This is a genomic window from Pseudoalteromonas sp. THAF3, assembly GCF_009363775.1.
GTDB lineage: Bacteria > Pseudomonadota > Gammaproteobacteria > Enterobacterales > Alteromonadaceae > Pseudoalteromonas > Pseudoalteromonas ruthenica.
In genome coordinates, this window is sequence record NZ_CP045418.1 from 161,109 (window position 1) to 174,752 (window position 13,644).

Genomic DNA, 13,644 nt, shown 5'->3' on the forward strand with positions numbered 1-13,644 from the left:
ATGGCACACAGAACTATTTCGCCTTTAGTGTTAGGGTTTTGGCGTATGCTCGATTGGCAGCGCAGCGCCCAACAAAACCTCGCGTTTGTAGAGCAATGTATTGAGCAGGGCATTGTTGATACAGATCATGCTGACATTTATGGTCAATATCGCTGTGAAGCGGCGTTCGGAGAGTTATTAAAGCTCAAACCCAGCGTACGTGAACAAATTCGTATCATCACCAAGTGCGGCATTGCGCTGCAGCAGGGTAAGCGCGCTGTGCCCGGGCATGTTAATCACTATAATTCCAGCCGTGAGCATATTATCGCCAGTGCTGAAAAGTCACTGCAGCATTTTCACACCGATCGTTTAGATTGCTTGCTGATCCACCGCCCAGACTACTTAATGCAGGCAGATGAAGTGGCTGAAGCATTCAATACCTTGAGAGCGCGTGGTGATGTATTGCACTTCGGCGTTTCTAACTTTACCACCAGTCAGTTTGAGTTATTGCAGTCGCGGTTGGATTTCCCGCTGCAAACCAACCAAATTGAGTTCTCTCCCTATCAGATGAATGCGTTAGATGAGGGTACTTTAGATCAGTGTCAACGTTGGCGCATAAACCCGATGTGTTGGTCGCCGCTGGCGGGCGGCAAGATATTTACGAGTATGACTGAAAAGGCACAAAGGTTACGGCAAACACTAGAGCAAATCGCACAGGAAATCGGGGCAAGCGGCCTAGATCAAGTGGTATATGCGTGGTTGTTGAAGCACCCAAGCCAGCCTGCTGTGGTGTTAGGTACGGGGAATATTGACCGTATTCGCAGTGCAATTGGCGCTCAGCTGCTAGAATTAAGCCATGAGCAATGGTATCGAATATGGCAGGCATCTAAAGGCCATGCAGTACCTTAAATATCACATCTATGTGTGGCTAATTGCAATGAGTCTTAGCTTTAGCCTTGTTGCGCAGCCCCAGCTACAGCTTTATACCGAGCACTGGCCGCCCTACAACTACCTTAATGAGCAGGGTCAGGTGGTTGGCCGGGCAACGCAAGCTGTGCGTGGGGCTTTAGAAGCCGCCAATATTGATGCTGATATTCACCTTACTACTTGGGCGCGAGCCTATAATTTAGCTAAAACTCGCGCTAACCACGGTATATTCGCAATTTATAAAACCGCACAGCGGCACCAGTTGTTTCACTGGTTTTGTCCCATCAGTGCGCCCACTCCTATGTTTATCTACAAGCGCAGTGATGATCAGCGCATAAAAGTGCATTCATTGGCTGATGTGAAGCAGTATACGCTCGCAGTGAGTCGAGACGGCTGGACTCATCAGCATTTGCGGCAACAGGGGTTTAGTGATGAGCGGCACTTAGATGTGGCGGCTAGCATTGAGGTCAGCATGACTAAATTTCTAGCTGGAAGGTTAGATTTAATTTTAAATACAGAAGCTGCGATGACCTTAGCGCTGCGTCAAAGGGAGTTATCGGCCAATACAGTAATCAAGGTGTGGGAGTTAGAGCAAAGTCAACGAACGCCATTATGCTTGGCAGTAAATAAACACTCTGATCCTCAGTTAGTGCAAGCTCTAAAGCAGGTTTTTGATGAGAAAAATAAAAGATAAAGGGCCTGACGGCCCCTGGTTTGCAGCAACAATAAGTCGGTAAATACCTACAAATCAAAGTCCATACTGTAGGACACGTAGGCTTTCAAATCGTCATCAGCATCAAGATCAGTTTGCAACAGGCCAAGTGTGAACCCGGCTTTACTGATGCTAACGCCATAATCTAAGTAACTATCATCTTCACCATACCACTCCCGAACGGTGTCACCACTTGAATGGCCTAGGTGGAATGCGAGCTCAGTGTCGGTGAAAACTGGAAAGCTAGCATTGAGCTCTAAATAAAGCATATCTTCTTCACTGGTGGCATCGTCTTCGGCATTAAGTAGGTAGCTCGCCCCTGCGCTCAGCCATTGCCAGCTTAGTGAACCATAAACCTCACCAAAACCAATGTCGTCAGCGGCATCAGGGTAGGCATAATAGATATAACCAACGTCGTAATCGATCTCTCCCGCTGTGCCGCCAAAGCCAGCGTACAAATCCATTTCATAACTAGTGCTTGCGGCTTCGCCGAAATCAATATTGGATAGCCAAGTTCCCATATAGAAGCCACTGTCCGTAGCATAATCTAAGCCGCCCGATACTGCGGCTTGGTCATCACTTTGTGTGATCCCTCGCCAATAATAGTTTGAACTAGCCGCCACATTCGCAGTTAGACTGTTCTTAGCATGACCTGTAATAGGCAACAGGGCGAGACAGAGTAGCCCCGAGACTTGCCAGCGTGTTGTTTTTATCATTGTTTCATTCCCGTTTTCGCGCTGTGTTGGCATAAACAGGGCAAAGGCCATGCCAGAGTATGAAATAAATTAATAATTAAATATTTTTCAACAGCTTGGTATTGATTTTTGGAAATGGCCAGATTTCACAAAGTGATCTGTTGCACGACCCTGGTGCATATTTTATGCGGATGCACCGAGATAATTCACACCACCGTGACTCGTTATGCGCTGGTACTGTTGCTGCAAACCAGGGGGAGGCGCTTGATAAGCTGGAGCGCCGAGCGGCGCTCTGTATGGGATGAGGGGTTAACCGAAAATGGTGCGCATTAAGGTGAGGGTATCATTGATGCTGCGGCCTTTCTCCACTTCGGCGATGATAGAGTCGCGCTTGGCGCGAATATGCTCTGGGATATCATCTTCGGCTAAAGCTCTATCTACCAGCGTTGCTGCAGACTCTTTGCTGCGTCTAGGTGCTTTGCTGGAAGATGAACGCTTCGGCTTATGGAGCAGCTTGTAGTAGTTTGATTGCTGCGCGCTATCCTCGGCGAAATAGAAAAATAAGCATGGTAAGAGTGCTTTGTTGGCACACAAGCGTTGCTCTAGGTCATTGTCGCCGCTGGCCATAGTGTACCAGGGTAGACGAGTTATAGTGCATACCAGCTCCTGCCAATATCGCTCGAAGTCGCGGTTACTCAATTTGGCAACACCTAGCGCAGCGCACAAAGTATCTAATTTAGCTTGGCTGGCAGGAGTGAATACATCGGGTCGGCGCATTGCTAACAGGCGCGTTGCCGGAGCAAGTGTAGGCTTTTCATCGGCATCGATGAAGGTGCTTTGATAGGCTGTAACAAAGGCACTGTAATGCTCGCGCGTTACCTCTCCTTGTAGTGGAATGTGCGCCAAAGCCTGATCAAAAAGAGCTGGGAAATCAGCCAGCAATTGGTGAAATGTTTTATTGGTTCTCGTTGCAGCAAAGAGCTCGACATCAAAGCGGTAGACTGCTGGGTCATGGCTGTTGAGGTGTTTACCCGCGACTACAAGGCGGTCCTCTTTACTGAGTTCAGCTAACGACAGTTCCCGTAGCTTGTCGATGTAGTCACATAAGGCTAAGTGTTCATCTAATAAAACGCGTGATTGCTGCTGTTGCAGGTATTCACATAGCACTGGCCAAGGAGTAATACGTAAGGCCTTCAGTTGCAAGAAGCTAATGGCTTCAGTAAGCAGTGTGTGTAGCTTCTTTACACAAGGGAGCTGCTGAGGCTCTAGTAACTCGTAGTTTAGGCGGTTATTGAGTGCGTCAAGTAACTCATAACACCAACCTAAGAACTCGTCTGGGTGGTTTTTAACCTTCACCGCCATTAGATTTAGGCTGATATCGGTCGCCTGTTTTAAAATATTTTGATAAATCTGACTTTCTTGTTCACCCAGCGCCATTTTTGATGGGGATATAAGCAACTTCTTCATGCTTGGTACTACAACTCCACTTGATACAACACAGCCCACTTTAAGCGGGGCTGTGCATCATACTGACATTGTGTGTTGATGCAATATTGACTTTGCTGTTTTAAGTAGCCCGGTGGCTTATCTACTATAGGGAGCACACATATAATCATAGCGTTGTAGGTTGAGCCCCCATTGACGATATGAATCCGTGTGCGTAAAACCAAGTTTTTGCAAAATGCGTACAGAGCCCGTGTTGGCACTATCTACTTCGGCATAAATTCCTGGTATTGCGAGGGTGTTTAGCCCATATGTCATGACGCTCTGTGCCGCCTCATAGCCAAGACCCTGTTGCCAATACTGAGGAAGCATGCGGTAGCCCAAATCAGCAAGCTGTTGTTGCGGGTTGAACTTAAAACCACAAAATCCAATTAACCTGTTGTGTTGCTTGTGTATCAAGGCATAACGAGCGTAACCATAACGTTCATATTCGTGTAACCAAACGTCTTTGATGAGGCGCCGAGCCTGCTCGCTGGTGCTTATCTGAGCGGGGTCTCCGGTATACCGAGTGACTTCGGTGTTGGCATTAAATGCGCGCACTGCTTCGGCATCAGCAAGTCGGAAATGACGCATCTGCAGCCTTGGTGTGTCTATTAATAGGGTCATGTTAGCTCCTTTTCGTTTGACAACCAGTGTAATGGCACGTAAAAAAGCAAAACAGACACAGTGAAAATGAAAAATAAGCAATACAGATGCCTAGTTTTATCTATCAGCGAGAGGCCGAGGTACTAGCTAAGTCAATTAATAATGGCCAATTAAAACAGGGTGATAGGCTTCTTTCTGTCCGGGATTTCGCTCGTGAAAGAAAAGTTGGGATATCGACAGCTGCTAAAATTTATGAACATTTGCAAAGACAACAACTCATTGAGGCCCGGCCGCGCAGTGGTTATTACGTTTGTGCTCGTCAACAAAGCACTGCGCAACAAAACTTTGGTGATAAATTAATCCCAAGTGAGCTGATTTCCATGCCGTTACACAAAGCGGTGCAATACAGTTTTAACGACGCAGATATAGTGCCGCTATCCTGCACTGGGCCAAGTACGGTATTAGACAACGAAGCGTTACTCACGCGGGCTCAAAAGCGTGTGCGCAGGCAGCGTCCATTTAAATTACTCCAAGACAATCGCGAAGCCGGTATTGATTCGCTGCGCCAAGAAATTGCGACACATTATGCGTTGAGTCAGCAGCTTATAAATCCAGCCGAGGTCGTGATCACCCATGGACGCAGTTCGGCACTTACTTTGGCGTTAAAGGGATTAGGGTTGAGTGAGCATAAGGTGGCAGTTGAGTCTCCAAGCTCATTTTTTATATTGGCGCATTTGCACCACAGCGCTCAAGCCTATGTGGGTGTCCCTATACAGCCGGACTTCGAAACCGAATTGGCATTATTGGAGCAGGCTCGACAGGAGCATGACATTCGCGCTTATATTTTTAACCCTAATTATCAAGATCCGACAGGGCGCCTGCTGAGCGAACAACAAAAACGTGCATTGTTGGCTTGGGCGCAGCGCCATGATGTTGCACTAATTGAATATGACCGTGGCGAGCTTAGTTTTAGTGAGTTTCGACCTCCGTCAATTGCGAGCCTCTTAGATGAAGATAGCTCTCTAGCGGTGATCAGCATATGTGACTACAGTGATACATTGTCGTTTGCTCTAACCTTGGGGTATATGCTCTGCCGTAATTGCGCTGCTGATATTATTTTGACTAAATCAGTGCTTAGTGAGGCGAGCGACATCGCGAGCCAAGAGCTGGTTACTCATTTGTATCGCAGTGGTGACTATCGCCGTTTAACCCGACGTTTACGAGCGCAACTATTAAGGCAGTACCAGCAGGTTGATGAAATTTTCAATCACTTTGGCGTTGCACATTTATACCAAGACATCGGTGGTGGGCCAAGCTTATGGTTTGAGCTTCCCCAAGGAGGCTGCAGTGATGAGCTATGGCAACGGTTGATTACTCGGCGTATCGCCATTGCGCCTGGCGAACTCTTTATGCCACAAATCGATTATGCGCGTTTTTTTCGTATGACCTTCGCCCTACCTTGGGAGAAAACCATGGCGCAAGCAGTGCATACGCTGGCTCAGCAACTATCATCCTATATTCATGAACTTTAACTACAATTACACAGATAACTACTTTAGGTTATGCTAAACACATTTGCTTTAATGGAACGAGGTTCACCATGAAGACCCTAGCCAAGGTTTTGGGCGTAATCATAGTCGTAATTATCGGCTTACTCATCGCCATTCCTTTCTTTATTCCTGTCGATGCCATCTTCAATAAAGTGTCAGAGCAGGTACAAAACACCACAGGGCGCACACTGACGATTGCCGGCGATAAAGACTTAGCGATTTTCCCTTCACTGCGATTAGAGCTTAATGATGTTAGCTTTAGTAATATGGAAGGGGGATCGCGAGCCAATATGGCGACGATGAAACAATTGGATGTGCATATCCCCTGGAGCACCTTATTCTCTGGCGAAGTGAAGCTGGATAAGTTTGTTATCCGTGAGCCGGATGTGTTGCTGGAAACAAATGCCCAAGGCCAAGGCAATTGGCAGCTCTTTGATAAGGTCGCAACTGAGCAATCGCAACAAAGCACTGAGCAAGGCCAAGTCAAGCTGCCAGACAACTTTGATATTGAGCTTGGAGAAGTGGCTATTTATGGTGGTCAGTTTACCTATCTGGACGGGCAAACTGGAAGTAAACAACAAATTAGCGACTTGGAATTAGCGGTATTACTTAAATCGTTACGCCAACCTTTAGAATTAGAAGGGGGCATAACGTACATGGGTGAGCGGTTTAACCTTGATATAGAATTGGATAACCCAATCAAAGCCATCGAAGGTCGACCATTTACGCTTACGCAAAACTTAACATCTGCGCTTGTTGATATGGAATTTAAAGGCAACATTGCTGAGCAGGGTGGAAACATTAGCGGCACCTTGATGTTGCAAGGGGATTCGGTGAAGCGCATTGCCAAGTGGCAAGGCGTTGAGCTCAATGCCAAAGACAACGCGTTTAATGATTTCCGTGTAGAGGGCAGTATGCAACTGCAAGGACAGGCTTTTACTATTAATAAGCTCGTGGCGACGTTAGATCAGCTTGCCATCGAAGGTATGAGTACGATTCACCTTGGCGAGCGTTTAGCGCTTACTGCCAACGTAGATTTGGGCATGCTAGATTTAAACCCTTACTTACCGGAGCCTGCCGCGAATACCGAGCAACCAAGTAATGATGATTCTCAGGCTCAACCCTTAGAATGGGATGATACGCCGATAGATCTTTCTGCCCTGAATGCCCTTGATGCCGATATTGTGGTTCGCTCAAGTGGCTTAAAAGCGCGTGATATTACACTCGGTGAGAACCAATTCAGTATTAAGCTTGATAATGCCGTAGCCACTCTCAGTATGGATAAATTCGCTGCCTATGAAGGCCAGGGAACCGGCAAAGTAACGCTGAACGCAGCGCGACAGCCTTACCACATCGATACTCAGTTTGACCTCAGTGGTATAAATGCTGAGCCTCTTCTTAGCGATGCGGTGAAGTTTGATAAGTTAATGGGTAAAGGGGCGCTCAATTGGCAACTGACTACCGAAGGGCAAAGCCAACAAGACTTCGTTGATGCGCTGGCTGGCAAATTAGCATTCAGTTTTGCCGATGGTGCTGTTAAAGGAGCGAACATTGCTGAATTGGTGCGAAAGGCGAAGGAACTCATTAAGGGAAATACATCCGCACTTTCACAAGGCCTTAATACTGGTTTTGATAAGTCTCAGCAGACAGACTTTACCGCTTTAACGGGGAGTATGAACTTTACCAAAGGCGTTGGCGTCAACTCAGATTTGTCGTTGCTAAGCCCGCTCATTCGTATTACTGGTGAAGGCCAAGTGGATCTCCCCGCGACCAAGGTAAACTACCGCTTAGTAACGGGGATTGTGGATTCAATCGAAGGTCAAGGCACCACCGATGACAGTACCGGTTTCAAAATTCCGGTTCGTATAAAAGGTCCTTTCCATGACGTGGCGGTTAACTTGGACGTTGGTGAGGCTGCCAAAGAGGAAGTGAAAGAAAAAGCCAAAGAAAAAGTAAAAGACAAACTCAAAGGCTTGTTTGGCGGCTAATCCCCCCCATATATACATGCAGCATCAAGGCACTTTTGTGCCTTGATGCTTTTATAAGCAATTGATGGTGCGAAAAATAGCCTGTTTTCGATAATTTTCTGTTCTCACCTTAGGGCTCTCAGAGCCTTTATTAACCGAGCTAAGTAAAGAAATTAATTAAAAATTAGCCTACCTTTTGCCCGCCATTACTGATACAATTGCCCGCCCTCAGCACACAAGTAACCGAAAAGTTGCCTGTTAATTGAGCGGATAATTTATTTAATGCCTTAATTTTTAACGGAATTATGGCGAGTTGTAACTACACCGGAGCACATTAAGATGATCCAAATGCAAACTCAGCTGGACGTTGCAGATAACAGCGGCGCCCGCAAAGTGCAGTGTATTAAAGTCCTTGGCGGTTCACACCGTCGTTACGCATCGGTTGGTGACATCATTAAAGTTGCTGTTAAGGAAGCGATTCCTCGCGGCAAAGTTAAAAAAGGTGATGTTAAAAACGCGGTTGTTGTGCGTACCAAAAAAGGCGTTCGTCGTCCAGACGGCTCTTTGATCCGTTTCGATAGCAATGCGGCTGTTATCTTAAACGATAGCAACCAGCCAATCGGAACCCGTATCTTCGGCCCTGTGACTCGTGAACTTCGTACTGAAAAGTTCATGAAGATCGTTTCACTAGCACCAGAAGTACTATAAGGAGTCGATCATGGCAGCAAAAATCCGTCGTGATGACGAAGTAATCGTACTGGCCGGTAAAGACAAAGGTAAGCGCGGTAAAGTGCTTTCAGTTGTTACTGAAACTGGTCGAGTATTTGTTGAAGGCGTAAACCTTATCAAGAAGCACCAAAAGCCTGTTCCTCAGTTGAACCAAGCTGGCGGTATTGTTGAGAAAGAAGCGTCTATCGACGTATCAAACGTTGCGATCTACAACTCGGAAACGGGTAAAGCAGATCGTGTAGGTTTCAAGATTGAAGACGGTAAGAAATTACGTATCTTCAAATCTACTGGTAAAACTATTTAATAGTTGGAGTAGACGATGGCGAAACTGCATGAAGTATATAAAGACAAAGTAGTCGCTGAACTTCAAAAGAAGTTTGGTTTCAGCTCTGTCATGCAAGTCCCTCAGATCGAAAAGATCACATTAAACATGGGTGTGGGCGAAGCCCTAGCTGACAAGAAAATTCTAGAAAACGCTGTTGCTGATCTAGAAGCAATCTCTGGTCAGAAGCCTCTTATCACGAAAGCACGCAAATCAGTTGCTGGCTTTAAGATCCGTGAAGGCTACCCAATTGGTTGTAAAGTAACCCTACGTGGCGAGCGTATGTGGGACTTTTTTGAGCGTTTGGTTTCAATCGCTATCCCGCGTATTCGCGATTTCCGTGGTGTAAGCGCTAAGTCTTTCGACGGTCGCGGCAACTACAGCATGGGCGTACGTGAACAAATCATCTTCCCAGAAATCGATTATGATCGTGTAGACCGTGTACGTGGTCTAGACATCACTATCACTACTTCTGCGCAGAATGATGAGGAAGGCCGTGCGTTGTTAGAAGCGTTTAACTTCCCATTCAAGAAATAAGGGTAGGGTTATGGCAAAGAATTCAATGAAAGCGCGCGAAGCAAAGCGCACTAAACTAGTTGCCCAATACGCTGAAAAGCGTGCGGCACTAAAAGCTATCATCAGCGATGTTAATTCATCAGATGAAGAGCGTTGGGACGCGGTTCTGAAGCTTCAGACTCTTCCGCGTGATTCAAGCCCTGCACGTCAACGTAATCGTTGTAACATCACGGGCCGCCCACATGGTTACCTTCGCAAGTTCGGCCTAAGCCGTATCAAAGTTCGCGAAGCAGCTATGCGCGGTGAAATTCCTGGCCTTAAAAAGGCTAGTTGGTAATAGAATCACGGGAGTAAGACAATGAGCTTGCAAGATCCTATTGCGGATTTGTTCACACGTATCCGTAACGGCCAGACTGCGAAGAAGGTTTCTATCTCAATGCCATCTTCAAAGCTGAAAATAGCAGTTGCTAAAGTACTAACTGATGAAGGTTATGTTTCTGGTTACTCAGTAACAGAAGGCGCTAAACCTGAACTAAACATCGAGCTTAAGTACTTCGAAGGCAAAGCTGTAATCGAAAACATCCAGCGTGTTAGCCGCCCTGGTCTACGTATCTATAAGAAACGTGACGCATTACCTAAGGTAATGGGTGGTCTAGGTATCGCTATCGTATCAACTTCTAAAGGCCTGATGACTGACCGTGCTGCGCGTAGCGCTGGCGTGGGCGGTGAAATCATTGGCTTTGTAGCGTAATCGGAGGGGACTATGTCGCGTATAGCAAAGGCACCTATTAATGTTCCAGCCGGTGTAGAAATCACGCTTAAAGGCCAGGACATCACAGTTAAAGGTAAGAATGGTGAACTTAGCCGTGCTATCAACGAAGCGGTTGAAGTTTCATTCGAAGACAATGTAATCACCACTAAACCTGTAGAAGGCGTTGCTAACGCTTGGGCTCAAGCTGGTACTGCACGTGCACTTATCAACAACATGATTGTTGGTGTGAACGACGGTTACGAGAAGAAGCTACAGCTAGTTGGTGTTGGTTACCGTGCTGCGGTGAAAGGTAAAGTACTAGATTTAACGCTAGGCTTCTCACACCCAGTCAACTTCGAGATCCCAGAGGGCATCACGATTGAAGCTCCGAGCCAAACTGAGATCGTTGTTAAGGGCGCAGACAAGCAGCTAGTTGGTCAAACTGCTGCAAACATTCGCGCATACCGTGAGCCAGAGCCTTATAAAGGTAAAGGTGTTCGCTATGCTGACGAATACGTGCGTCGTAAAGAGGCTAAGAAGAAGTAAGGTAGGACGATGGATAAGAGAACAGCACGTCTACGTCGCGCTAAGCGCTCACGTAGAAATTTTATTGAACAGGGCAAAATCCGCCTTGTTATCCACCGCACGCCACGTCACATCTATGCTCAGGTTATTAGTGCTGAGGGTAGTGTACTGGCTGCTGCTTCTACTGTTGAGAAAGCAATTGCTGAAACAGTTAAAGGCACTGGCAACATCGAAGCTGCTCAAGCAGTGGGTAAAGCAGTTGCAGAACGTGCGGCTGAAAAAGGCGTTAACGAAAGTATCGCTTTTGACCGCAGTGGCTTTAAATATCACGGCCGTGTGAAGGCGCTTGCGGATGCAGCGCGTGAAGCCGGTCTGCAATTCTAGGAGTAGACAATGGCTAACGTAGAAGCAAAGCAACAACAGCCTGATTTGGCTGAAAAGCTAATCGCGGTAAACCGTGTGTCTAAGGTGGTTAAAGGTGGTCGTATCTTTAGCTTCACTGCACTTACAGTAGTAGGTGACGGCGCAGGTAAAGTAGGTTTTGGTTATGGTAAAGCACGTGAAGTTCCAGCTGCTATTCAAAAAGCAATGGAAAAAGCACGTCGTAACATGATCAAGGTAGAGCTTAAAGGCAATACACTTCAGCACCCTATCAAGGGTCGTCACGCTGGTTCTAAAGTGTACATGCAACCAGCATCTGAAGGTACTGGTATCATCGCCGGTGGTGCGATGCGTGCAGTACTAGAAGTAGCTGGTGTACAAAACGTATTGTCAAAAGCCTACGGTTCGACTAACCCGATCAACGTTGTTCGCGCAACTATCTCAGCACTAGAGAACATGAAGTCTCCAGAAGCAGTTGCTGCGAAGCGTGGTCTTAGCGTTGAAGAAATTTTGGGGTAAGACACCATGGCAAATACAGTAAAAGTAACTCAAGTACGTAGTTCAATCGGCCGCTTGCCGAAGCATAGAGCTACATTACGTGGCCTTGGTTTACGTCGTATCAACCACACTGTAGAGCTAGAAGATACGCCTTCAGTACGTGGTATGATCAACCAAGTTTCTTACATGGTTAAGGTTGAGGGGTAATTCGAATGAATTTGAATACACTTTCACCTGCTGCAGGTGCAAAATCAGCCGGCAAACGTGTGGGCCGTGGTATCGGTTCTGGCCTAGGTAAAACTGGTGGCCGTGGTCACAAAGGTCAAAAATCACGTTCTGGTGGTAAAGTACGCGTTGGTTTCGAAGGCGGTCAAATGCCTATGCAACGCCGTCTACCTAAGTTTGGTTTCACTTCACGCAAGTCTCTTGCGACTAAAGAAGTGAATCTATTCGAAATCGCTAAAGTTGAAGGCGATGTGGTAGATCTAAACGCGTTACAAGCAGCTGGTCTGGTTAAGAAGAACATCCAGTTCGTTAAAGTAGTTAAATCTGGTGAAGTTTCTCGCGCCGTCACTGTTAAAGGTCTTAAAGTGACCAAAGGTGCACGCGAAGCGATTGAAGCTGCCGGAGGCAAGGTAGAAGAGTAAGGAAGTACTTTATGGCTAAACCAGGTCACGATATGCAAAGTGCACAAAGCGGGCTTGCGGAGTTGAAGCGTCGTTTACTATTTGTACTCGGTGCTATCATTATTTACCGTTTAGGTTCATTCGTGCCGATCCCTGGGATTGACGCCGCTGTACTTGCCGAATTCTTCGAGCAACAGAAGGGCACCATTGTTGAAATGTTCAACATGTTCAGCGGTGGTGCGCTTGAGCGTGCTTCGGTACTTGCACTGGGTATTATGCCCTATATTTCGGCCTCAATTATCATGCAGCTACTAACGCATATACATCCTGCGATGGTAGAGCTGAAAAAAGAGGGTGAACAGGGGCGTAAGAAAATCAGTCAGTACACGCGTTATGGTACGCTCGTGCTTGCTACGTTCCAATCAATCGGTATTGCTACTGGCTTACCGAACATGATGGACGGGTTAGTTGTTAACCCCGGCTTTGGTTTCTATTTCACTGCTGTAGTGAGCTTAGTAACCGGCTGTATGTTCTTGATGTGGTTGGGCGAACAAATTACAGAGCGTGGTATCGGTAACGGTATCTCAGTTCTGATTTTTGTTGGTATCGTAGCTAACCTGCCGTCTGCTATTGGTTCGACAGCCGAAATGGCGCGCCAAGGTGAATTGAACATTTTGGTACTGGTATTGATTGCGGTAATCGTGTTTGCCGTTACTTACTTGGTGGTTTTCTTTGAACGTGGTCAACGTCGTATTGTTGTTAACTACGCAAAGCGCCAACAAGGTCGTCAGGTGTACGCTGCTCAAAGCACACACTTGCCGTTGAAAGTAAATATGGCTGGGGTTATTCCACCAATCTTTGCTAGTAGTATCATTCTGTTCCCTGGTACAATTGCAAGCTGGTTCGGCCAGGGTGAAGGTCCTGTAGCTGACGTGTTACAAGCCATTTCCACAGCATTGACTCCGGGTCAACCGCTGTACGCAATGGTCTTGGCTGCTGCTATTATCTTTTTCTGCTTTTTCTACACTGCGTTGGTTTTCAACCCGCGTGAAACTGCAGACAACCTGAAAAAATCTGGAGCTTTCATTCCAGGTATTCGTCCAGGTGAGCAGACATCGAAATACATTGATAAAGTAATGACACGCCTGACATTGGCAGGTGCCTTGTACATTACCTTTATCTGTCTAGTGCCCGAGTTTATGACCATGGCATGGCAAACGCCATTCTACTTCGGCGGTACATCAATCTTGATTATCGTTGTTGTGATCATGGACTTTATGGCACAAGTACAGACCCATCTGATGTCACATCAGTATGATTCTGTGCTGAAAAAAGCAAACCTTAAAGGCTATGGCCGATAAGGTCGGTTTACGGAGTT

18 protein-coding genes are annotated in these 13,644 nt (G+C 46.6%); 15 read left to right on the forward strand and 3 right to left on the reverse strand.

What is annotated here, in order from left to right:
- Positions 1 to 888, forward strand: coding sequence for an aldo/keto reductase family oxidoreductase (locus FIU82_RS00750; RefSeq protein ID WP_152440102.1), 888 nt, complete (start codon positions 1 to 3; stop codon positions 886 to 888).
- A complete protein-coding gene (locus tag FIU82_RS00755; RefSeq protein WP_172972688.1) occupies positions 875 to 1,600 on the forward strand; it encodes an ABC transporter substrate-binding protein in 726 nt (241 codons plus the stop codon). Before FIU82_RS00750 ends, FIU82_RS00755 begins: the two co-directional genes overlap by 14 nt.
- Before the next feature lie 47 nt (positions 1,601 to 1,647).
- On the opposite strand, the gene FIU82_RS00760 is transcribed toward FIU82_RS00755, so the two are convergent.
- From FIU82_RS00760 to FIU82_RS00770, 3 genes are all read right to left on the reverse strand, one after another.
- Positions 1,648 to 2,334 (reverse strand): TorF family putative porin, encoded by a 687-nt coding sequence (locus tag FIU82_RS00760; protein ID WP_152440104.1) that lies wholly within the window; start codon positions 2,332 to 2,334, stop codon positions 1,648 to 1,650.
- A 288-nt stretch (positions 2,335 to 2,622) separates the two neighbouring features.
- The gene (locus FIU82_RS00765) at positions 2,623 to 3,780 is read right to left on the reverse strand and encodes a hypothetical protein (RefSeq protein ID WP_152440105.1); all 1,158 of its coding nucleotides are present in this window, start codon (positions 3,778 to 3,780) and stop codon (positions 2,623 to 2,625) included.
- 117 nt (positions 3,781 to 3,897) lie between these two features.
- On the reverse strand, positions 3,898 to 4,422 hold the full coding sequence (locus FIU82_RS00770; RefSeq protein ID WP_152440106.1) for a GNAT family N-acetyltransferase: 525 nt from the start codon (positions 4,420 to 4,422) through the stop codon (positions 3,898 to 3,900).
- An 86-nt stretch (positions 4,423 to 4,508) separates the two neighbouring features.
- Between FIU82_RS00770 and FIU82_RS00775 the strand changes: the two genes are divergently transcribed.
- From FIU82_RS00775 to secY, 13 genes are all read left to right on the forward strand, one after another.
- The gene (locus FIU82_RS00775; RefSeq protein WP_152440107.1) at positions 4,509 to 5,933 is read left to right on the forward strand and encodes a PLP-dependent aminotransferase family protein; all 1,425 of its coding nucleotides are present in this window, start codon (positions 4,509 to 4,511) and stop codon (positions 5,931 to 5,933) included.
- A gap of 68 nt (positions 5,934 to 6,001) precedes the next feature.
- On the forward strand, positions 6,002 to 7,939 hold the full coding sequence (locus FIU82_RS00780) for an AsmA family protein (protein WP_022943944.1): 1,938 nt from the start codon (positions 6,002 to 6,004) through the stop codon (positions 7,937 to 7,939).
- Positions 7,940 to 8,257: 318 nt separating this feature from the next.
- Positions 8,258 to 8,626 carry a 50S ribosomal protein L14 gene (gene rplN / locus FIU82_RS00785; protein ID WP_022943945.1) on the forward strand — a complete coding sequence of 123 codons (369 nt, stop codon included), beginning with the start codon at positions 8,258 to 8,260 and terminating at the stop codon, positions 8,624 to 8,626.
- Between the two features lie 10 nt (positions 8,627 to 8,636).
- Positions 8,637 to 8,951: a 50S ribosomal protein L24 gene (rplX, locus tag FIU82_RS00790; RefSeq protein ID WP_022943946.1), complete on the forward strand. Its 315-nt coding sequence runs from the start codon at positions 8,637 to 8,639 to the stop codon at positions 8,949 to 8,951.
- A 15-nt stretch (positions 8,952 to 8,966) separates the two neighbouring features.
- On the forward strand, positions 8,967 to 9,506 hold the full coding sequence (gene rplE, locus FIU82_RS00795) for a 50S ribosomal protein L5 (protein ID WP_045980290.1): 540 nt from the start codon (positions 8,967 to 8,969) through the stop codon (positions 9,504 to 9,506).
- Positions 9,507 to 9,516: 10 nt separating this feature from the next.
- A complete protein-coding gene (rpsN, locus tag FIU82_RS00800; protein WP_022943948.1) occupies positions 9,517 to 9,822 on the forward strand; it encodes a 30S ribosomal protein S14 in 306 nt (101 codons plus the stop codon).
- A 21-nt stretch (positions 9,823 to 9,843) separates the two neighbouring features.
- Positions 9,844 to 10,236: a 30S ribosomal protein S8 gene (rpsH, locus tag FIU82_RS00805; protein ID WP_022943949.1), complete on the forward strand. Its 393-nt coding sequence runs from the start codon at positions 9,844 to 9,846 to the stop codon at positions 10,234 to 10,236.
- 12 nt (positions 10,237 to 10,248) lie between these two features.
- A complete protein-coding gene (rplF, locus tag FIU82_RS00810; protein WP_022943950.1) occupies positions 10,249 to 10,782 on the forward strand; it encodes a 50S ribosomal protein L6 in 534 nt (177 codons plus the stop codon).
- A 9-nt stretch (positions 10,783 to 10,791) separates the two neighbouring features.
- Positions 10,792 to 11,145 (forward strand): 50S ribosomal protein L18, encoded by a 354-nt coding sequence (rplR, locus tag FIU82_RS00815; RefSeq protein ID WP_022943951.1) that lies wholly within the window; start codon positions 10,792 to 10,794, stop codon positions 11,143 to 11,145.
- Positions 11,146 to 11,154: 9 nt separating this feature from the next.
- Positions 11,155 to 11,661, forward strand: coding sequence for a 30S ribosomal protein S5 (gene rpsE, locus FIU82_RS00820; RefSeq protein ID WP_022943952.1), 507 nt, complete (start codon positions 11,155 to 11,157; stop codon positions 11,659 to 11,661).
- 6 nt (positions 11,662 to 11,667) lie between these two features.
- Positions 11,668 to 11,847 (forward strand): 50S ribosomal protein L30, encoded by a 180-nt coding sequence (gene rpmD / locus FIU82_RS00825; protein ID WP_081604373.1) that lies wholly within the window; start codon positions 11,668 to 11,670, stop codon positions 11,845 to 11,847.
- A 5-nt stretch (positions 11,848 to 11,852) separates the two neighbouring features.
- Complete coding sequence (gene rplO / locus FIU82_RS00830) at positions 11,853 to 12,287, forward strand: 50S ribosomal protein L15 (RefSeq protein WP_022943953.1); 435 nt, start codon at positions 11,853 to 11,855, stop codon at positions 12,285 to 12,287.
- An 11-nt stretch (positions 12,288 to 12,298) separates the two neighbouring features.
- Complete coding sequence (gene secY / locus FIU82_RS00835; protein ID WP_022943954.1) at positions 12,299 to 13,627, forward strand: preprotein translocase subunit SecY; 1,329 nt, start codon at positions 12,299 to 12,301, stop codon at positions 13,625 to 13,627.
- The last annotated feature ends 17 nt before the right edge of the window (positions 13,628 to 13,644 follow it).